Origin of the sequence: Marisediminicola sp. LYQ85 (assembly GCF_046600695.1) — a bacterium.
Classification (GTDB): domain Bacteria; phylum Actinomycetota; class Actinomycetes; order Actinomycetales; family Microbacteriaceae; genus Marisediminicola.
Window position 1 is genome coordinate 64209 of record NZ_JBKIWO010000003.1, and the last position, 19411, is coordinate 83619.

Annotated in this window: 23 protein-coding genes, 1 tRNA gene and 1 riboswitch; of the genes, 13 read left to right on the plus strand and 11 right to left on the minus strand. The window is 68.7% G+C overall.

All coding sequences use genetic code 11. The features are described from left to right. Nucleotides 1-12 precede the first annotated feature (12 nt). The 3 genes from ACLHG5_RS12540 to ACLHG5_RS12550 form a co-directional block, all read right to left on the minus strand. Nucleotides 13-882 carry an anti-sigma factor domain-containing protein gene (locus ACLHG5_RS12540; protein ID WP_411319040.1) on the minus strand — a complete coding sequence of 290 codons (870 nt, stop codon included), beginning with the start codon at nt 880-882 and terminating at the stop codon, nt 13-15. Next, nucleotides 879-1484: a sigma-70 family RNA polymerase sigma factor gene (locus ACLHG5_RS12545; protein ID WP_411319093.1), complete on the minus strand. Its 606-nt coding sequence runs from the start codon at nt 1482-1484 to the stop codon at nt 879-881. Before ACLHG5_RS12545 ends, ACLHG5_RS12540 begins: the two co-directional genes overlap by 4 nt. Before the next feature lie 303 nt (nt 1485-1787). Beyond that, nucleotides 1788-2417, minus strand: a complete 630-nt coding sequence (locus tag ACLHG5_RS12550) for a DNA-directed RNA polymerase subunit beta (RefSeq protein WP_411317406.1) — start codon at nt 2415-2417, stop codon at nt 1788-1790. Between the two features lie 89 nt (nt 2418-2506). On the opposite strand from ACLHG5_RS12550, the gene ACLHG5_RS12555 reads away from it, so the two are divergent. From ACLHG5_RS12555 to ACLHG5_RS12565, 3 genes are all read left to right on the plus strand, one after another. Further along, nucleotides 2507-2579, plus strand: a tRNA-Lys gene (locus ACLHG5_RS12555). Nucleotides 2580-2655: 76 nt separating this feature from the next. Next, a complete protein-coding gene (locus ACLHG5_RS12560; RefSeq protein ID WP_411319041.1) occupies nt 2656-2847 on the plus strand; it encodes a hypothetical protein in 192 nt (63 codons plus the stop codon). A 103-nt stretch (nt 2848-2950) separates the two neighbouring features. Next, nucleotides 2951-3121, plus strand: coding sequence for a CsbD family protein (locus ACLHG5_RS12565; protein WP_411317404.1), 171 nt, complete (start codon nt 2951-2953; stop codon nt 3119-3121). 117 nt (nt 3122-3238) lie between these two features. On the opposite strand, the gene ACLHG5_RS12570 is transcribed toward ACLHG5_RS12565, so the two are convergent. The 3 genes from ACLHG5_RS12570 to ACLHG5_RS12580 all read right to left on the minus strand — a co-directional run bounded on the left by ACLHG5_RS12570 (nt 3239) and on the right by ACLHG5_RS12580 (nt 5063). After that, nucleotides 3239-3415: a hypothetical protein gene (locus tag ACLHG5_RS12570; RefSeq protein ID WP_411317403.1), complete on the minus strand. Its 177-nt coding sequence runs from the start codon at nt 3413-3415 to the stop codon at nt 3239-3241. After that, nucleotides 3412-3864: a pilus assembly protein CpaE gene (locus tag ACLHG5_RS12575; protein ID WP_411319042.1), complete on the minus strand. Its 453-nt coding sequence runs from the start codon at nt 3862-3864 to the stop codon at nt 3412-3414. The genes ACLHG5_RS12570 and ACLHG5_RS12575 overlap by 4 nt, the downstream gene beginning before the upstream one ends. Nucleotides 3865-3947: 83 nt before the next feature. Then, complete coding sequence (locus tag ACLHG5_RS12580; protein WP_411319043.1) at nt 3948-5063, minus strand: VIT1/CCC1 transporter family protein; 1116 nt, start codon at nt 5061-5063, stop codon at nt 3948-3950. Between the two features lie 278 nt (nt 5064-5341). Here ACLHG5_RS12580 and galT point away from each other — a divergent pair, with 278 nt between their 5' ends. From galT to ACLHG5_RS12595, 3 genes are read left to right on the plus strand one after another with little or no spacing between them, the layout of a single operon-like run. Beyond that, nucleotides 5342-6445: a galactose-1-phosphate uridylyltransferase gene (gene galT / locus ACLHG5_RS12585; RefSeq protein ID WP_411319044.1), complete on the plus strand. Its 1104-nt coding sequence runs from the start codon at nt 5342-5344 to the stop codon at nt 6443-6445. Beyond that, complete coding sequence (galK, locus tag ACLHG5_RS12590; protein WP_411317399.1) at nt 6442-7599, plus strand: galactokinase; 1158 nt, start codon at nt 6442-6444, stop codon at nt 7597-7599. Before galT ends, galK begins: the two co-directional genes overlap by 4 nt. 26 nt (nt 7600-7625) lie before the next feature. Continuing rightward, the gene (locus ACLHG5_RS12595; RefSeq protein WP_411317398.1) at nt 7626-8417 is read left to right on the plus strand and encodes a hypothetical protein; all 792 of its coding nucleotides are present in this window, start codon (nt 7626-7628) and stop codon (nt 8415-8417) included. Nucleotides 8418-8507: 90 nt separating this feature from the next. Here the strand turns inward: ACLHG5_RS12595 and ACLHG5_RS12600 are convergent, their stop codons facing one another. The 4 genes from ACLHG5_RS12600 to ACLHG5_RS12615 form a co-directional block, all read right to left on the minus strand. Next, nucleotides 8508-9383 (minus strand): bifunctional methylenetetrahydrofolate dehydrogenase/methenyltetrahydrofolate cyclohydrolase, encoded by an 876-nt coding sequence (locus ACLHG5_RS12600; RefSeq protein WP_411317397.1) that lies wholly within the window; start codon nt 9381-9383, stop codon nt 8508-8510. After that, nucleotides 9377-10663 carry a serine hydroxymethyltransferase gene (gene glyA, locus ACLHG5_RS12605; RefSeq protein ID WP_411319045.1) on the minus strand — a complete coding sequence of 429 codons (1287 nt, stop codon included), beginning with the start codon at nt 10661-10663 and terminating at the stop codon, nt 9377-9379. Before glyA ends, ACLHG5_RS12600 begins: the two co-directional genes overlap by 7 nt. A gap of 56 nt (nt 10664-10719) precedes the next feature. Next, nucleotides 10720-10803: riboswitch (ZMP/ZTP riboswitch) on the minus strand. A gap of 2 nt (nt 10804-10805) precedes the next feature. Next, nucleotides 10806-11222, minus strand: coding sequence for a hypothetical protein (locus ACLHG5_RS12610; RefSeq protein ID WP_411319046.1), 417 nt, complete (start codon nt 11220-11222; stop codon nt 10806-10808). Nucleotide 11223: 1 nt separating this feature from the next. Next, nucleotides 11224-12498 carry an MFS transporter gene (locus ACLHG5_RS12615; RefSeq protein WP_411319047.1) on the minus strand — a complete coding sequence of 425 codons (1275 nt, stop codon included), beginning with the start codon at nt 12496-12498 and terminating at the stop codon, nt 11224-11226. 115 nt (nt 12499-12613) lie between these two features. Here ACLHG5_RS12615 and purU point away from each other — a divergent pair, with 115 nt between their 5' ends. From purU to ACLHG5_RS12635, 4 genes are all read left to right on the plus strand, one after another. Beyond that, nucleotides 12614-13468 (plus strand): formyltetrahydrofolate deformylase, encoded by an 855-nt coding sequence (gene purU / locus ACLHG5_RS12620; protein ID WP_411317393.1) that lies wholly within the window; start codon nt 12614-12616, stop codon nt 13466-13468. Nucleotides 13469-13637: 169 nt separating this feature from the next. Beyond that, entirely contained in the window at nt 13638-14072 is a 435-nt protein-coding gene (locus ACLHG5_RS12625; RefSeq protein WP_411319048.1) for a hypothetical protein, read from the plus strand. A gap of 47 nt (nt 14073-14119) precedes the next feature. After that, on the plus strand, nt 14120-15043 hold the full coding sequence (locus ACLHG5_RS12630) for an FAD:protein FMN transferase (RefSeq protein WP_411319049.1): 924 nt from the start codon (nt 14120-14122) through the stop codon (nt 15041-15043). Continuing rightward, the gene (locus ACLHG5_RS12635) at nt 15040-16554 is read left to right on the plus strand and encodes an oxidoreductase (RefSeq protein WP_411319050.1); all 1515 of its coding nucleotides are present in this window, start codon (nt 15040-15042) and stop codon (nt 16552-16554) included. Before ACLHG5_RS12630 ends, ACLHG5_RS12635 begins: the two co-directional genes overlap by 4 nt. A gap of 105 nt (nt 16555-16659) precedes the next feature. On the opposite strand, the gene ACLHG5_RS12640 is transcribed toward ACLHG5_RS12635, so the two are convergent. Further along, complete coding sequence (locus ACLHG5_RS12640) at nt 16660-17874, minus strand: NADP-dependent isocitrate dehydrogenase (RefSeq protein ID WP_411317389.1); 1215 nt, start codon at nt 17872-17874, stop codon at nt 16660-16662. Between the two features lie 148 nt (nt 17875-18022). On the opposite strand from ACLHG5_RS12640, the gene ACLHG5_RS12645 reads away from it, so the two are divergent. The 3 genes from ACLHG5_RS12645 to ACLHG5_RS12655 all read left to right on the plus strand — a co-directional run bounded on the left by ACLHG5_RS12645 (nt 18023) and on the right by ACLHG5_RS12655 (nt 19374). After that, nucleotides 18023-18478, plus strand: coding sequence for a GNAT family N-acetyltransferase (locus ACLHG5_RS12645; RefSeq protein ID WP_411317388.1), 456 nt, complete (start codon nt 18023-18025; stop codon nt 18476-18478). Between the two features lie 9 nt (nt 18479-18487). Next, nucleotides 18488-18799 carry an MGMT family protein gene (locus tag ACLHG5_RS12650; RefSeq protein WP_411319051.1) on the plus strand — a complete coding sequence of 104 codons (312 nt, stop codon included), beginning with the start codon at nt 18488-18490 and terminating at the stop codon, nt 18797-18799. A gap of 125 nt (nt 18800-18924) precedes the next feature. Then, nucleotides 18925-19374 (plus strand): hypothetical protein, encoded by a 450-nt coding sequence (locus tag ACLHG5_RS12655; protein ID WP_411317386.1) that lies wholly within the window; start codon nt 18925-18927, stop codon nt 19372-19374. The last annotated feature ends 37 nt before the right edge of the window (nt 19375-19411 follow it).

The window sequence follows — 19411 nt, forward strand, 5'->3', positions numbered from 1 at the left end:
ACGGATCGCGGCTCAGACGTCTCCGACGACGAGGATCGGATCGGTCGTCGGGGACTCGGATCCGCCCCGCGGCTCGACCGTGATGCCGACCGTCGCCGTGGATGCCTTCGTTCCATCGAGAACGCGCCAGGTCGGGCCCGCATCGACCGCCGTGAACGTGCCGGCGGGCGCCGCCGTCCCTTCGGCGTCGATGTACCAGAGCTGGTAGACGAGTTGGGCGTCGAGCTGGGGAAGAGAATCGATGACCACCGCCGAGAGCTGCGCGTCATCGGACGACAACACTTTGGCGACGCCACCCCCGGCGACCTCGGCGACCGCCTGCTCGAGGTCGGGGGCGCCCGTGAGCTCAGCGAGCTGCTCCGCTTGAGCGAGTTCGGTGTCGGCGGGGGCGAAGAGGGGCCCCGCGAGGGCTCCTCCCGCGAAGATGGCGACCGCGGCGGCGGCCGAGAGCATCAGGGTCGCGGGCTTGCGATACCAGCGAGCCGCGGCTTTCGCCTCGGCGGGCGACTGCCGTCGCTCGGAACCCGGGCGCTCCAAACCGGAGCGCTCGGCAGCGAGGGAGTCGATGCCGCGCTGCTGGGCGATGGTCGGGGCCACCGTGTCGTCGAGGTCGCTCGTCGGCGCCGTAGGAGCCTGTGGGAGCGGCGGCAGCTGGGCGGTGGAGCCGAGCTGCGCCATGAGCCGCGCCTTGAGGTCGACGGGAGGTGTGACGGGGGCGGCCGCGAGGCCGAGCATCACTGCGGTGTCGGTCAATTCAGCCACCTCCGTTCGTGCTTCTTCGGATCGGGCGAGATACGCCTCGAATTCTTGTTTCTCTTCTTCTGTCACAGCGTCGAGGGCGTAGGCACCCGCAAGCAGGTGCATGTCATCGCGTTCGGTCACGATGCCACCCCCAATTCGTCACGCAGTCTGATCATTCCGTCACGCAATCGGGTCTTGACCGTGCCGATCGGAATGCTGAGCATCGACGCGACCTCACTGTGGCTGTAGCCGCCGTAGTAGGCGAGGGTCACCGCCTGGCGCTGCAGTTCGGTCAATCGCGTCATGGCCTTCTTGACCCGTTCGTGCTCGATCGTTATCTCGACGGCTTCGGATACGTGGTCGTATTCCGGAGCGATGTCGCGGATGCCGATCTTGGTGTCGCGGTCGCGTCCGGACTGCGATGATCGGATTCGATCGACCGCGCGTCGGTGCGCCATCGTGAGAATCCACGTCGACGCTCCCCCGCGCGACGCGTCGAAACGCGATGCGGTTTGCCAGATCTCCAGGAAGACCTCTTGAGCTACTTCTTCCGACTGCGCGTGATCGATGAGCAATCGGCGGATGAGCCCGAGCACTCGCGGTGCGATGTCGTCGTACAGTTCGCCGAAGGCCGCCTGATCACCGGCGGCCACCCGGCCGAGGAGGTCTTCGCGAGACGTCACGGGACGCGAAGGCTCGACGCCCTCGCTCGACTCACTTGCACTGACCACGCGCTCCAGCATGTCAAACATTCGACACACTCGCGCACCACCACGTCGAGACACCCGGTCGCCGGGGCGATGGGTGTCGTCGGGGGATGGTCACACTGAGAGTTCGCAGCGTCAGCCCGAACGGTTTGGTCCGGTTGACCGGAAGTCGCGGCGAGGAGCCCGCGGAATCGAGAATCTTCGGAGAGTCGGTGAGGCCGGACCGCAGAACGCCTCTCGGCGTGAGGCCGCTCGGAGCGGCGAATATTGGAGCCCGGGGTTACTGCGGCCCGACCGTGGCCCGAAGGCCGAGATCCAGTGTACGCGCTCCTCGCCGGGTCAATCCAACGAGCCTGTGCGCCACAAGCGAGCACACGCGGCGAGCTCGACGCTCGTGCGCGAGAGCCGCAGCGCCATGCGCGTGAGGTCGCTCGCGTGGTCGGGCTGGCTCAGGTCGGCGTCGTCGGCGTGGGATGTCGCACCCGCGGCCGTGATGCGGCAGAACGCCGCCGCGCGCTCGAGTGCGACCGCGAAGTCGCCGTCGAAGACGCCCCGCAGAATCGCATCGGCGAGGGTCATGATCTCGGCGGGGCCCGTCGGACTCGTCGCTCCCGCGACGACGGGGTCGATCGTCACCGAGATCTCCGAGCCTCGCTGGAACAGCAGGCTCGTCGACTCCGGGTTCTGCCTCACGAGCGTGCGCATGAGGTAGAGCCTCCACAGGGCTCCCGGCAGGCTGCGGGCGCTCGCGTGCGACCACAGCTCCGCGATCGCGTCGATGCCGTTCTCGTCGGCGAATGTCACGACCCGATCGAGGATGTCGGGGTCGGGGCTTTCGCGCACGCGCGACAGCAGGGCTCCCGCGGTCTCGTGCGCGATGCGACTCACGGTCGCGGGGTCGTCGCCTCCGACCATGCTCTCGAACTTCGAGCCCGAGAACTGTGTGGGCTTGTGGAACTCGTCAGTCATCGGGGCCACACTATGTCACCGGCACTGAGCGGAGGTACCTCCGTTTTGCCTGTAGATTTGTGTCCGTATGGACGCACGAGCGCCCATGGGGGCCTCTAGCTCAGTTGGTAGAGCATCGGACTTTTAATCCGCGGGTCGTCGGTTCGAGTCCGACGGGGCCCACCGCACCGCTGTCCGACGGACACCATGTCCAGGCTTCGTTCGGCTCGCCTCCAGAGTGGCCGGGTACGGTCGCCGCATGAGTCGAGAAGCCGCGCGCCCGAAATACCGCGGACTCCTCCTCGGCATCCTCTTCGGGGTCGGCCTCGGCATTTCGGTCGGGCTCATCCTCGACGACGTGGCTCTCGGGATCATCGCGGGGCTCGGAACCGGTGTGATCATCGGGGCCGTCGTCGACATGGCGAAGCGCGGCGAGACCAAGCGGCGCTGACTGCCCGCAGGACCGCCGATCGAGCATCGGGGAATCCTCAGACCCTCTCGGTACGATCGCCCCCGGTGATCACATCACCCGACGGAAAGAAAGAGGTGTAGCAATGGCAACTGAAGACAAAGCAGAAAACCATGGACAGAACCTTGCCGGTAAAGGCAAGGAAGCTCTCGGAAAGGTCACCGGCAACGAGTCCCTCGAAGCCGAAGGCAAGGCCGATCAGACCGGGGCGAACCTCAAGAACGCCGGCGAGAACGTGAAAGACGCGTTCAAGTAAAACGTCGAATCACGAAAGGCCCGGACCATCTCGCGATGATCCGGGCCTTTCGTCGGTTTCAGCGAGGCGGAGGCGACATCGTCGTCGCGACCCGCGTCGCGTCGGCTGGCGGTTTCGTCAGCTGCCGGCCTCGTCGTCCCCGTGGTCGACGGGGCTCACGTAGTCGCCTTTACCTTCGGTGGTGGCGGATGTCTCATCTGCCCCCTTCCCGTGGTCCACGGGATGCACGAAATCAGCCGCCTCGTCGTCGAGGCCGCCGTCGTGGTCTGTGTTGGTTCCGTCATGGTGTGTCATGGCGACCACGGTACGCCGTCGGGTTCGTCTTCGACAGTGCCGCCGTGCGACCGGTCCAGCAGATCGAGCAGCGCTCGACCGTAGGCGTCGGCCGCGTCGACCCCGACGAACGTCAGCGCCTCATCATCGATGACGACGTTGACCTCGAAGCGGCCGTCGGCCGCGGCGACGAGCGACCGGAACGTTCGAGCGAGCAGGAACCGCAACTGACCCTCGTGCGGAAGCCACAGGGTGTCGTCGAGCTCTATCGAATCGAGCGCCCACTCGGTCGTGCCGTTGAATCCCAGCACCGTTCCCGTCGGATAGTGGTGGGCCTCGACCGTCATCTCGCTCAACACGAAGACGTCACCGTCGGCTTCGGGCCTGTCGATGCGAAACGCGTCACCCGGCTCGGGGTGCCACGTCAGACCCGAATCCCGCAGGGCCCTGGCAAGCTCGGTCGCGATCATCCGCCATTATGCACACAGCACTCTGGAGGAGCATCCGGAGAGTCGGGGCATCTCGCAGAACACCCCAAGGCGCTTCCGGCGAATCAGAGAACGGTCGCGCCGAAGAGCAGGCCGAGAACGTAGGTCGCTCCCGCCGCGCCGATGCCGATCGCGAGCTGACGCAGAGCTCGCGGGAGCGGAGCGGCACCCGAGAGCACTCCGACGACGGCTCCCGTGAGGAGGAGCGCGGCACCGACGAGCACCGCGGCGACGATCAGAGCCGCGATCCCCTCCACTCCGAAGAAGAAGGGGATGAGGGGGATGATCGCACCCGACGCGAAGAAGCAGAAGCTCGACGCCGCGGCGGACAATCCCGTGCCGACCTCCTCGTACGCCTGATCGCCCGAGTCGGCGTCGCGGAGGGAGTGGTCGGCGAGCATCGCGGCGGCGCGCGCCGAGGCAGCCTCCGGATCCATCCCCCTCGCGCGGTAGACGAGGGTCAGCTCGTTCGCGTCGACGTCGAGGTCGCGCACGGCCGACCCGGCTCCGGGATTCGGCACCGACGCCTCGAGGAGCTCGCGTTGCGATCGCACCGACACGTATTCCCCCGCCCCCATCGAGAGCGCACCGGCGAGAAGCCCCGAGATGCCCGTGAGCAGCACGGTCGCCGCGGGGAGTCCCGTCGCCGCGACACCCGCGACGAGGGCGAGATTGCTGACGAGTCCGTCGTTCGCCCCGAAGACTGCGGCACGGAAGGTTCCCGAGATGCGGCTCCGCCCACGAGCCGCGAGCCCGCGGACGACCTCCTCGTGGATGCGCTCGTCGGCGACCATGGCGGCCGTCGCGTCGCTGTCGTTGGCGTACGGCGAGCGCGCCTCCGCGCGCTGCGCGAGCGCGAGAACGAAGACCGACCCGAACCGCCTCGCGAAGAACCCGAGAACGCGCGTGCGCACATCACCACGGCGGGGCCTGCCGAGACGGTCGCCGAGGAGTTCGACCCAGTGCGCCTCGTGGCGCCCCTCCGCCTCGGCGAGCTCGAGCAGGATCGCGCGTTCCTCGCCCGAGCGACGACTCGCGAGATCGCGATAGACCGAGGCCTCCGCTCGCTCGTCGGCGAGGTATTTGCGCCAGCGCCTCACATCCGCTGCCTTGACGTCGGTTCGCGGCGACTGCCCGCCGACCTCGCTCGCGCGAGGGGCGTTGCTGATCGGTTCAGACATGAAACCTCCGGCGAGAACTCGGTCGGGCGCGGATGCGGACGACTGTCCAGAATATCGAATGCGGCGAGACCGCGGCGGCTGCGACGGGCGGTCCCGGGAGGTGCCACGACATCGGGAGCGACCGCCCCGGCGCGACATCGGTGCGTCTGGCTGCTCCGATATGCTTGCGCGAGATCACCGATTGCCGCTCAGTCGAGAGCGGCAGCCGTAGCCCGTCCGGCGCTCGAGAGCCCCGAGAGAGCGCGACGGGGTCGGCCATGCGACAGAGGACAAAGGTCATGCCTCCCATCACGAAACGCGAATACCTGCTGGCGGACGGACGGGAGCTGATCTACTTCGACGACAGCGACACGACGCTCTCGCCGGACCGCAAACCCGATGAGCGCGTGCTCGACGCTCGACCGGCCACGGCCGTCATGCGCCAAGACGTGCTCACGGGCGAGTGGATCTCCATCGCCGCCGCGCGCCAGAACCGCGCTTTCCTCCCCCCGGCCCACCTCGACCCCCTCGCGCCGTCGACGCCCGCGAACCCCTCGGAGATCCCCGACACCTACGATGTCGCGGTCTTCGAGAACAAGTCACCGTCGTTCGGGCCCGGTCTCGAGACGGATGTCGACGGCGGAGCGCCGTTCGACGCGACGTCGATCGGGTTCGAGCGCACGCATCCGTCGATCGGGCGGTGCGAGGTCGTGTGCTTCAGCCCCGAGCACGAGGGATCGTTCGGGAGCCTGAGTGAGTCGCGCGCCCGCACCGTCATCGAGGCGTGGGCCGACCGCACGGCAGCGCTCTCCGCGCTCCCCGGCGTCGCGCAGGTGTTCCCGTTCGAGAATCGCGGCGAAGCGATCGGTGTGACCCTCCACCACCCGCACGGCCAGATCTACGCCTACCCCTACGTCACCCCGCGCACGCGCCGCGTGATCGAGTCACTCGACGCCGTCGGACCCGACCTCTTCGAGAGGATCCTCGAGACGGAGCGAGCCTCGGAGCGGGTCGTGCTGAGCGGCGAACACTGGACGGCGTTCGTGCCGTTCGCCGCACGCTGGCCCATCGAGGTGCACATGCTCCCGCACCGCCACATCCCGGACTTCGCCGCGACGAACGAGGCCGAACGCGACGAGCTCGCAACCCTCTACTTGCGCCTGCTGCGGGGTCTCGACGCGCTCTACGACACCCCGACCCCCTACATCGCCGCGTGGCACCAGGCTCCCGTCGTGGAGCGTCGCGACGACATCCGCCTCATGCTCCAGGTCACGTCTCCGCGCCGAGCCGAGAGCAAGCTCAAGTTCCTCGCGGGGTCGGAAGCGGCGATGGGCGCGTGGATCGGCGACGTCGCCCCCGAACAGGCAGCAGCATTCATCAAAGAAGGGATCGCGCGCGTATGAGCGACATCCGAGACGACGTCACCGCGGGCTTCACCGAGATCTACGGCTACGAGCCCGTCGGCCTCTGGTCGGCGCCCGGCCGTGTGAACCTCATCGGCGAGCACACCGACTACAACGACGGCTTCGTGCTGCCGTTCGCGATCGATCGACGCACCATCCTCGCTCTCGGCGTGCGTGACGACCGGATCGTGCGCGTCGCGAGCGACTTCGCCGACGAGCAGGTGGAGATCGACCTCGCAGAGCTCACGACCGACAACCTGCGGGACTGGTCGGCCTACCCCCTCGGCGTCGCGTGGGCGCTCGGAGAGAACGGCGCCGATCTCGCCGCCGTCCCCGGCGTCGACATCTACATCGAGTCGGACGTTCCCGTCGGGGCGGGACTCTCGTCGTCGGCGGCGATCGAGAGCGCCGTCGCCCTCGCGCTCAACGACGTCTGGCAGCTCGGCCTCGACCGCCGCACCCTCGCGCGCGTCGGCCAGCGCGCCGAGAACGTCGCGGTCGGCGCCCCCACGGGCATCATGGACCAGTCGGCGTCGCTCCTCGGTGAGGTCGACTCCGCCGTCTTCCTCGACTGCCGCACCCTCGACGCCGAGATCGTCGACCTCGGTTTCGCCGCGGCAGGGCTCGAGCTCGTCATCATCGACACCAAGGTGAGCCACTCCCACGCGACGGGCGGATACGGCGATCGGCGGGCCTCGTGCGAACTCGGCGCGAAGACGCTCGGCGTCGACTCGCTGCGGGATGTCTCGGTCGACGACCTCGAGCGAGCCCGCACCGTGCTCGACGACGTGACCTTCCGTCGCGTACGCCACGTCGTGACCGAGAACCGCCGTGTTCTCGACACCGTGCGCACCATCCGCGAGCAGGGTCCGCGGGCGATCGGGGAGCTCCTCGACGCCTCGCACGAGTCGATGCGCGACGATTTCGAGATCTCGGTGCCCGAACTCGACCTCGCGGTCGAGACGGCCCAGATGAACGGTGCCATCGGCGCGAGGATGACGGGCGGCGGTTTCGGCGGCGCGGCGATCGCCCTCGTGCCGAGCGAAGCCGTGTCGCGCGTGCAGGTCGCGATCGATGGCGCCTTCGCCGAACACGCCTTCAGCCAGCCTGATATTTTCGTCGTGCGCGCCTCGAAGGGCGCGAGTCGGGACTGACCCGACCGAGAGAGGGGAGGGCGGACGTGACACGTCGTCGCCTCGCGCCGCGGACCGCGACGATCGGTTCCGCGCTCGTGATCTTGAGCGCAGGTCTGCTCACCGGGTGCACGCCGCCGTCTGCGACGGCCGACCCCCCGCCCTCGGCGCCCGCCGCCCCCGAGGTGACGCCGACGCCGTCACCCTCGATCGTCGAACCCGACACGACCCTCTTCACCGTCTCGGCCAAGGTGCGGGCGATCGACAACACGACCGTCGACATCAGTCTCACCGGGTTCGAGCCCGTGCCCTCGACCGACCCGCGAGCCGCCGACCTCGTGGAGATGCTCGTCGACGGATGCCGCGCCATGGACGCCGCGAGCGTCTCCGACGTCACCGCCCCCGTCTCGGCGGCGAGCCTCGCCGAGTACGGCAGCAGCCTCATGCGCCTGGACTACACGGCGACCCCCGAGGGACACACGTTCTTCGCACCCGTCGACCTCCAGGTGGGTAGCCCCTACTTCGGCCGCATCGTGTCGGGCGAGAACGTCGCCGAGGTCGTGACCAACACGACGTGCACGGGCCGCTACCAGTTGACGGGGTCGGGCGAGGCGACGGCCGTGAGCAACTATGAGAGCGGTCGATCGGTGCCCGATGACGACCAGTGGATCTACGGCCACTACGGGTTCACGGTGCCGTTCGAGTCGGGCGCGACGATCGAGGCGTGCTCGGTCGAGGTCAGCGACCTCGCCGCCGAGAGCGTCGGCGACGTTCCAGGATGGGAACCGGGGTCGGATCGCACCGCGATCTCGTGCGGCATCGGGTGGCTCGGAGACTGAGCCTCCGACACCTGGGCCTCCGACACCTGAGGCGCCGTCACCCGGGCCGCCGACACCCGGGCCGCCCACCGCGGAGCGCGCGACCTCGACCTAGAGTCGTTCGGCCGCCTGCACGACGTTCTCGAGGAGCATCGCGCGGGTCATCGGTCCCACTCCCCCGGGCACGGGCGACACGAAGGCCGCGACATCCGTCACTCGCGGGTCGACGTCGCCTCGCAGCTTGGCCTTGCCGGTCTCGGGGTCGACGACGCGCGTGATGCCGACGTCGAGCACCGTGGCCCCGGGCTTGACCCACTCCGGTTGCACGAGCGAGGGAGAGCCGACCGCGGCGACGACGATGTCTGCCCGACGCACGTGCTCCGCGAGGTTCGCGGTGCGGGAGTGCGTGAGCGTCACCGTCGCGTCGAGTCCCTTGCGAGTGAGGAGGAGGCCAAGAGGCCGGCCGACCGTGAGTCCGCGCCCGATCACGACGACCTCGGCCCCGGCGATCGGCACGTCGTGGCGCTCGAGCATCTCCACGATGCCCGCGGGAGTGCACGGGAGCGGCGAATCGAGCTCGCCCGCGACACCGAGCACGAGTCGCCCGAGGTTGGTGGGGTGCAGTCCGTCGGCGTCTTTCGCCGGATCCATGAGCTCGAGCATCGCGTTCTCGTCGATGCCCGCGGGGAGCGGGAGCTGGATGATGTACCCCGTGACGGCGGGATCGGCGTTGAGACCGGCGATCGCGTCCCGCACCTCGCGCTCGGTCGCCGACGCGGGGAGGTCGACCCTGATCGACTCGATTCCCACCTCGGCGCAATCACGGTGCTTGCCCGCGACGTAGGAGAGCGAGCCGGGGTCGTCACCGACGAGCAGCGTGCCGAGACCGGGCGTGATGCCTCGCTCGCGCAGTACCGCGATGCGGCCGGCGAGGTCGTTCTTCACCGCGGTCGCCGTTGCGACGCCGTCCAAGCGAACGGCTACCACTGCTCGAGGCCGTCGTAGAGCGGGAACCGGTCGGCGAGAGCCGTCACTCGACTCGAGAGCGACTCGAGGTCGGCACCCGGGAGAAGAGTCGACGCGATGATGTCGGAGACCTCGGTGAACTCGGCGTCGCCGAAACCGCGCGTCGCGAGCGCGGGCGTGCCGATGCGGAGCCCCGACGTGACCATCGGCGGGCGAGGGTCGAAGGGCACAGAGTTGCGGTTGACCGTGATGCCGACCGTGTGGAGCGCGTCTTCCGCTTGCTTGCCGTCGAGCGGCGAATTGCGCAGATCGGCGAGCACGAGGTGCACGTCGGTGCCCCCGGTGAGCACGTCGACGCCCGCCGACGCGGTGTCGGGCGCCATGAGACGCTCGGCGAGCAACTGGGCCCCCCGGATGGTGCGCTCCTGCCGGTCGCGGAACGCGGGCTCCATCGCGAGCTTGAACGCCGTCGCCTTCGCCGCGATCACGTGCATGAGCGGCCCGCCCTGCTGGCCGGGGAAGACGTTGCTGTTGAGCTTCTTCGCGAGCGCGGTGTCGCGGCTCAGAATGATTCCCGACCGCGGTCCGCCGAGGGTCTTGTGCACCGTCGACGACACGACGTCGGCGAACGGCACGGGAGAGGGGTGGAGGCCCGCAGCGACGAGCCCGGCGAAGTGGGCCATGTCGACCCACAGCGTCGCGCCGACCTCATCCGCGATTTCCCGGAAGGCGGCGAAGTCGAGCTGGCGGGGGTAGGCCGACCAGCCCGCGATGATCACGCGCGGTTTGTGCTCGCGCGCCTTGACGCGCACGACATCCATGTCGATGAGGAAGGTGTCGGGGTCGACGCCGTAGGCCACCGCGTTGTAGAGCTTGCCCGAGAAGTTGAGCTTCATGCCGTGGGTCAGGTGACCGCCGTGAGCGAGCTCGAGGCCGAGGATCGTGTCGCCGGGGTCGGCGATCGCCGAGAGCACCGCGGCGTTGGCGGATGCCCCGGAGTGCGGTTGCACGTTGGCGAACTCGGCACCGAAGAGCTGCTTCGCTCGCGCGATCGCGAGCGACTCGGCGACGTCGACGAACTCGCACCCGCCGTAGTACCGGCGACCGGGGTATCCCTCGGCGTACTTGTTGGTGAGCACCGAACCCTGCGCTTGCAGCACGGCGCGAGGCACGAAGTTCTCGCTCGCGATCATCTCGAGGGTGCCGCGCTGGCGGCCGAGCTCGAGCTCGAGCACTTCGGCGATCTCGGGGTCGACGACCGAGAGGGGCTCGGTGAAGGCGGAGAAATGGGATTCGGACACTGGCAGCTCCTTGTCACGGGTCGAAGGCACGCTCGGCGCACACTCGACGTCTTGTGTGGAATGGCCCAGGCGTACGGCCACCAACCGTGTCAATCGCTCCCCGATGGGTGCCCATCTGAACGCCAGTCGCGACGCTGTCAGTCTACCCCCGCGGCGGTCTGCCGCGTCTGGCAGACCGCCTGCGGCGTCGTGCGGCACGTTCTCTCCGCGCCTTCTCGCGAGCCCGGGGTGGCACGAGAAAAGGGATCGCGGGATAGAGCACGCCTGCACCCACCCCGTGCAGCATGCCGATGGAGCACACCGTCACGACTCCGAATAGCAAGACGGCGACGAAGGCGGGGATGAGCGTGCCCAGGTCGAAGAAGCCGATCTCACCGAGGAAGTTCATGAGGAGCGCCACGCCGAGCAGCATGAGCGCTGGTGGCCAGAACGAGGGGTGAACGCGAAGAAGCACCCCGAAATTCTCCGCCCGACCGTCGGAGTGTCTCCAGCTGTAGAGGGAAAGCACCGGAAAAGCCACAGCGCCGACAGCACTCAGGATGGTCGCGATGGTCGTCATGCTAGGTGGGGATCGTCGGGATCTCGGATGTCTGCGGCTCCACGCGAGCCCGCCGACGCCGGCTGATGACGCGATCGCTCGCGACGATGAGCACGACACCCGCCGCGACGATCGACGCCTCGAAGAACGGAAGGGTCTCGAGACCCACGGTGTCGTAGAGCTGCCCGCCGATGAAGGCGCCGCCCCCGATGCCCACGTTGAACGAGACCGTGAACCACGCCGAGGCCTGATCGCGCACGCGAACCGACGCGGTCTGCAGCATCCGGGTCTGCAGGAGGGCTGGGCCGCCACCGAACGCGATGCCCCACACGATGAGGGCGACGACGACGATGATGCGCTGCTCGGGAACGAGGCCGATCACCGTGACGGCGATCGCGACGATCGCGAAGGCCCCCGCGAGGCTCGCCCGCGGATAGCGCGCGCCGACGATACCGACGAGGATGAGACCGACCGCGCCCGCTCCCCCGTAGACGAAGAGCAGCACGCTCACGCTCGACTCCGCGAACCCGCTGACGCCCGTGTAGAACGGCACGATGTAGGTGTAGAAGAGGTTCTGGCCGATCATGATGACGGCCACGATGGCGCACAGGAGCACGACACCCGGGATGGACTTGTCTTTGCGCGCGGGGAGGGGGATCTCGCCCGTGCGCAGCTCGACCCCGTGCTTGACGGCGGGCAGGAAGAAGACGACGAGCACCGTGAGCACGACGATCGTCACGGCCATCACGACGAAGGCCATGCGCCAGCCGAGAGCCGTGCCGAGCGCTGTGCCGACCGGCACACCGAGAACGAACGCCGTCGTCGCCCCGGCGCTCGTGATCGCCACCGCACGGGCGAGCTGCTCGCGCGGCACGAGGTAGCCCGAGTACGCCCCGACGACGGCCCAGAACAGGCCGTGGGCGAGACCACCGAGCATGCGGGCGACGACGACCACGGCGAAGTTCGGTGCGAGAGCGACGAGCACGTTGGTGAGCGCGAACGTCGTGAGCACGACGATCACGAGGGTCTTGCGGTCGAAGCGTCTCGTGAGGGTCGTGAGGATGGGCGCGCTCACGACGACCGTGCCCGCGTAGACCGTGACGAGCAATCCGACCTGCGATTCGGTCACGGCGAGACCCTCGGCCAGTTGCGGCAGGAGACCGGTCGGCAGGAATTCACTCGTGACGCACACGAAGATCGCGCCCGAGAGGATGACGAGGCCGAACCACGGGAACGGCTTCGCTGCGGATGCGGAACCGCTCGGCGAGCGCGGGGATCGGTTGTGGGGCGCGTTCATAGGAGAAGGGCTTCCCTGGGAGAGTGTGGATCGTGTCGCCGTCCGCGGGATGCCTCCCGTTCGAGGCCATCGCGGCCAGACTATCGCAGGGCCTCCAGACCCGTACGCTGTCACGGTGACCGACTCCACCCACTGGGCCCTGACCATCGTGTGCGACGACCGACCCGGCATCGTGCATGCCGTGAGCGGAGTCGTCGTCGACACGGGGGGCAACATCACCGAGTCGCAGCAGTTCTCGAGTGACGACACCGGGCGGTTCTTCATGCGCCTGCAGGTCGAGTCGCCGCGAACGCGCGAGCAGTTCGAGACCGCACTCGAGCCGATCGCCGAGAGCTACGACATGACGTGGCGACTCGACGTCGTCGGCCGCCCTCTGCGCACCCTCGTGCTCGCGAGCACGGCGGCGCACTGCCTCAACGACATCCTCTTCCGCACGCGCGCCGGGCAGCTGCCGATCGAGGTGCCCCTCGTGCTGAGCAACCACGAGTCGCTCGCCGGACTCGCCGAGTTCTACTCCGTTCCCTTCGAGTCCCTCCCCGTGACGGATGCCGAGCAGAAGGCCGCGTTCGAAGCGCGCGTGCTCGAGGCGGTCGAGGCCCACGACATCGAACTCGTCGTGCTCGCCCGCTACATGCAGATCCTGTCGAGCGAACTGTGCGCCAAGCTCGAGGGGAGGGTCATCAACATCCACCACTCGTTCCTCCCCGGGTTCAAGGGCGCGAACCCCTACAAGCAAGCCCACGCCCGCGGCGTGAAGCTCATCGGTGCGACCGCGCACTTCGTGACCCCCGACCTCGACGAGGGGCCCATCATCGAGCAGAACGTCGTGAGGGTCGACCACTCGAGGACACCCGCGCAGCTCGTCGCGATCGGTCAGGACGAGGAGTCGCGCACGCTCACCCAAGCGGTCAAGTGGTACGCCGAGAACCGCGTGCTCCTCGACGGCGATCGAACCATCATCTTCAAGTAGCGCGCGGCTCCCGACCCGCGTCGCGGGGAGCACCGACGCGAGTCTCGAGGGGCGACCAAGCTCTGCGAGGCTTCGCAGCGAATACATAGCAGTGCCCCGCAACAATGAATTCGATCAGCACCGCCGTCGGCACCGCCACCGTGACGGCACCACACTTCGAGGAGATCCCGTGACCGCCGCCCGCCGCCGCACCGCCGCCCTCGTCTTCGGAGGCATCTCCGTCGCCACGGCCCTCGCCGGGTGCTCGACACCCGACGCCTCGACCGGGTCCGACTCGACGGGCGGGTCCGCGCCGACCACGTCGGGCGACTACGCCGACGGCAGCTACTCGGCCGCGGGCGACTACCAGAGCCCGGGCGGCACCGAGTCGATCGACGTCGAGTTGACCCTCGCCGACAACATCGTGACCGAGGTCTCCGTCACCGGGAACGCGACGTCCGGCAACGCCGAGCGCTACCAGAGCGAGTTCATCGACGGCATCGACGCCGAAGTCGTCGGGGTCGACATCGACGACCTCGCCGTCGACAAGGTCGCCGGGTCGTCGCTCACGAGCGACGGTTTCATGGCGGCCGTCGCACAGATCAAAGCGGATGCCGCGAGCTGAGGCCGCGCGATGACGCCGCCTGCGGCCGCACGCCCGGTTCTCCTGTGATGACCGACCTCGTGAGCCACCGTTTCGATGCGATCGGCACCCGCTGGTCGATCGACACTCCCCTGCCCCTCGACGCGTCTCTCGTCGAGGCCGTCGCAGATCGTGTCGAGCGGTTCGACCGCGACTGGTCGCGATTCCGGCCCGACTCCCTCGTCGCGCGCATCGCGAGCACCGCCGGCCGCACGATCCTGCCCGACGACGCTCCCGGGCTCCTCGACGTCTACCGTCGCCTCTACGCCGCGACCGACGGCGCTGTGAGCCCCCTCGTCGGGCGCACCCTCTCCGACTGGGGTTACGACGAGCACTACTCCCTCGTGCCCGCACCGCGCATCTCGTCCGTCCCCTCGTGGGACGACGCGATCTCGTGGCACGGCCGCTCGATCGAGACGTTCCGACCGGTGACCCTCGACGTCGGGGCAGCCGGCAAGGGATACCTCGCAGACATCCTGAGCGCGCTGCTGAGCCGCGCGGGAGTCGACGAGCACACGGTCGACGGCAGCGGCGACATCGTGCACCGCGCACCGCGCGCCCTGCGGGTCGCTCTCGAACACCCGCGCGACGCGACGAAAGCCATCGGGATCGTCGACCTCTCGACGGGGGCGATCGGCGCCTCGGCGTCGAATCGTCGGGTGTGGCGCGGCGCGCACCACATCCTCGACGCCGTGACGGGCCGCCCCACGAGCGCGGTCGCCGCGAGCTGGGCGATCGCGGCGACGGGCATCGAGGCGGACGGCCTCGCGACGGCTCTCATCGTCGGCGACCCCTCGCGCCTCGCCGAGCACTTCGACTTCGAGTGGGTGCGGATGCTCGCCGACGGAACGATCGAGCGGTCGGCCGGCTTCACCGGGCAGATCTTCGCGCACGAGACCGTCGCCGACCGGATCTCCGCGGACCGTGCCGCCGCGCACGAGGGGGCCGCATGATCTCGGCCCTCGCGACCCTCGACCGCACGCTCGGACGCGTGACGATGTATCGCCTCGTGACGCTCGTCCTCGCCGCGCTCGCCCTCATCTCGCTCGGGCTCTCCGCCCTCGGCATGCTGCCGTACGCTCCCCTCGACATCCTCGCGAGTGGGGCCGTCGCGATCGCGAGCACGCTCGTCGCATCGCGCGTGATGGCCCTCCTGTTCCGCACGCGGCCGCACGTCGAGTCCTCGCTCATCACCGCTCTGCTCGTGTTCTTTCTGTTCTGGCCATCGAGCGAACCGCGCGACCTCGCGGTCGTCGCCCTCGCGAGCGCGCTCGCGACCGCCTCGAAATACGTCATCGCGTGGCGTCGACGTCACATCCTCAACCCGGCCGCCGCCGGGGCGATGATCGTCGCCCTCCTCGGGTTCGATTCCGCGGTCTGGTGGGTCGCGACGGCAGCGATGCTCCCCTTCGTCGTCGTCGGCGCGGCGCTCGTGCTCCACCGGGTGCGTCGATTCGCTCTCGCGGGGGTCTTCATCGTCGCGAGCGCGAGCATCCTCGTCGGTCGACTCGCCTGGTCGGGCTCGACGCTCCTCGACGCGACCGCGACGGCCTTCGTGTCCTACCCGATCGTGTTCTTCGCCGCGTTCATGCTGAGCGAGCCGCTCACCCTCCCGCCCCGGCGCTGGCAGCAGCTCGCCCTCGCGGCGCTCGTCGGGGCGCTCTTCGGCGTCGTTGGTCTCGTCTTTCTCGGACCGGTGTCGCTCTCGTTCGAAATGGCTCTCGTCATCGGCAACATCGCGGCGTTCGCCGCGGGCCAGCGTCGACGGGTCTCGCTCCGCTACGTCGGTCGCGACGACCTCACCCCGACAGCCGCGCGCTTCACGTTCGCCCCCGCCGCTCGCGTGCCATTCCGCGCCGGGCAGTACATCGAACTCACCCTTCCGCACGACCGCGCCGACGCACGCGGGTCGAGACGCGTGTTCACGCTCTCCTCCGCTCCCGGCGACGACACGGTGAGCGTGAGCCTGCGGATGAACGACCCCTCGAGCTCGTTCAAGCGCACCCTCGCCGCGCTGCGCCCCGGGGCGAGCGTATCGGCGACGCAGGTCGCCGGCGACTTCGTGCTCCCGAGAGACGAAGGGGTCCCCGTGCTGCTCGTCGCTCGCGGCATCGGGGTGACACCCTTCGTGAGCCAGCTCGCGGACGACCGCGGACGCGGTCGAGCCAGGGACTCGGTGCTCGTCTACGAGGTCGCCTCTCTGCGGGAGTTGGCCTTCTCCGACGAGCTCGCAGAGCACTCCGTCGTGCTCGTCTCGCCGAGTGAGCCGCAGAACCTCCCCGCGACGTGGCGCTGGGCGGGCGCGGGGCCCATCGACATCGACCTGTTGCGGCGCGAGGTGCCGGATGCGGCGTCCAGGCGGGCATTCGTCTCGGGAGCACCCGCGATGGTCACGGCGACGGCCGCGGCGCTTCGTCGCCTCGGCGCCTCGCGCGTCACGACCGACCACTTCGCCGGGTACTGAGCGGGCGATCGAGGCCCGACCCCGGCCCCACGCACGAATCGCGCCGCCCCGTCGCCCGGTGGGGCGAACGGCACGACGCGATTCGCGGGTGCGGTTCGGCGGTGATCAGCCCAGGCGCGCAGCGAGGTTCTTGTCGAGCGTGTCGAGGAACTCCTCGGTCGTCTGCCACTTCTGGTCGGGACCGACGAGGATCGCGAGGTCCTTCGTCATGGCGCCGGACTCGACGGTCGTGATGACGACGTCTTCGAGCGTCGACGCGAAGTCGATGAGGGCCTGGTTGTCGTCGAGCAGGCCGCGGTGCGCGAGACCGCGCGTCCAGGCGTAGATCGACGCGATGGGGTTCGTCGAGGTCGGCTTGCCGGCCTGGTGCTGGCGGTAGTGACGCGTGACCGTGCCGTGCGCGGCTTCCGCCTCGACGACCTTGCCGTCGGGGGTCGCGAGAACCGAGGTCATGAGCCCGAGCGAGCCGAAGCCCTGGGCGACGGTGTCGCTCTGCACGTCTCCGTCGTAGTTCTTGCAGGCCCAGACGTAGCCGCCCTCCCACTTCATGGCCGACGCGACCATGTCGTCGATGAGGCGGTGCTCATAGGTGAGACCGGCAGCGTCGAAACGCTCTTTGAACTCGGTCTGGAAGATCTCCTCGAAGATGTCCTTGAACCGACCGTCGTAGGCCTTGAGGATCGTGTTCTTGGTCGACAGGTAGACCGGGTAGTTGCGGCTCAGACCGTAGTTGAGGCTCGCCCGGGCGAAGTCGATGATCGAGTCGTCGAGGTTGTACTGCACCTGGGCGATGCCGTCACCGGGAGACTGGAAGACCTCGAACTGCTGGGGCTCGGAGCCGTCTTTCGGGGTGAAGCTCACCGAGAGCGTGCCCTCGCCCGCGAAGCGGAAGTCGGTCGCGCGGTACTGGTCGCCGAAGGCGTGACGACCGATGATGATGGGCTTGTTCCAGCCGGGCACGAGGCGGGGGATGTTCGAGATGATGATCGGCTCGCGGAAGATCACGCCGCCGAGGATGTTGCGGATGGTTCCGTTCGGCGAGCGCCACATCTTCTTGAGACCGAACTCTTCGACGCGGGCCTCGTCGGGGGTGATCGTCGCGCACTTGACGCCGACGCCGTGCTTCTGGATGGCGTGAGCCGCGTCGATCGTGACCTGGTCGTCGGTCGCGTCGCGGTGCTCGATTCCGAGGTCGTAGTACTCGAGGTCGATGTCGAGGTAGGGGTGGATGAGCGTGTCTTTGATCGACTGCCAGATGATGCGCGTCATCTCGTCGCCGTCGAGTTCGACGACGGTTCCTTCTACCTTGATCTTCGACACTGGTGATCTCCTCGGTTCGTTCGGTGGGCCGCCAAACAGCCTACACTTCGGGCCAACTATCTCGACATCGAGATACTTCTCGGGGGAGAACCACGCCAGGCGAGCCGCGGCCTACCTCGCGTCCGCCGCCTCAAGCTAGCCTGGAGACATGGCTGACCTGAGACTCGAAGAACTGTCGGCGAAGAACGCCGTCGCGGCGAACAACCTCACGCTCAAACCGGGTCAGGAGCAGTTCATCGCTCCCGTCTCCTACGCGATGGCGAGCCCGTTCCTCGATCCGAGCACGAGCTGGTCGCGCGTCGTGCTCGACGACGACGACGAGGTCGTCGCGTTCATCATGGCGAACTTCGATCCCGAGGCGCACGAGCCCGAATTCCAGAGCTGCATCTGGCGCATGAACGTCGCCGCCGAGGCCCAGGGCCGCGGCGTCGGTCGCTACGTCGTGATGTCCGTCGCCGACGAGGCGCGCAAGCGCGGCTTCACGCGGCTCACCGTCATCTGGGAGCCGGGAGACGACGGCCCCGAGGAGTTCTTCATCAGGGTCGGATTCGCCGTCGTCGACCAGACGCAGTACGGCGAGAACATCGGGGCGATGGACCTCTGAGTCACGAGTGTGACCGACGCTGCGGATGACTTCGTCTCGCGAGTGCTCGCGGTCGTCGACTCCATACCGGCAGGACGCGTCATGACCTACGGCGACGTCGCCGCCGCCATAGGAACACGGGCGGCACGCGCCGTCGGCGCCGTGCTCGCGAGATACGGGTCGACCGTCGCGTGGTGGCGCGTGGTGCGAGCCGACGGCAGACCAGCCGCCGGTCACGAGGCCCGAGCGCTCGAGCACTACCTCGACGAGCAGACACCGCTCACCTCGGCGGGCGAGTTCCCGCGGATCGCGCTTGCGAGAGCGCGGTTCTCTCCCGACTGAACGCGGGAGTCATCCTCGCGACGGATGACCGAGCGACCGAGGGGTGACGGCGTCGCGACGCGGGGGTGACGACATCCGCTCGCCGACGCGGTCGACTGGGGGTACACCAACCGAAGGACCCCCACATGACACCCCGCTCGCTCCCCTCCCGCTCGGCCGCACGCCGATCCCTCACCGTCGTCGCCACCGCGACGGTCGCCGTGCTCGGCGCGACGACCCTCAGCGGGTGCACGGTCCTCGAGGCCTTCGCGACGACCTCGGAAGCGCGATACGTCGACTATGCGGACTTCTCCGAGAACGCGGAGCTCGTCTTCCGCTCGGCCGACTGGGTGCCCGACGATTCGACCGACCTCGCGGTGCGCTTCATCGTCCGGGAACCGGGGAACATGCTGCGGTTCACGAGCGAGAGCGGCGTCGATCCCGACGAGTGCGTGGAGGGCGCCCTCTCGGGCGAACCTCCCCTCGAGGCCGGATGGTGGCCCTCGAGCGAGCCGGACGAGGGGCTCGTGTGCGCGACCGACTGGCAGGTCTTCGAGCACTCGGGCTCGTGGTTCGCCTGGACGAACGCCGCGTGACCTCGCGGCCTCACCGGCCGAGCGGGCCTCGCGTCAC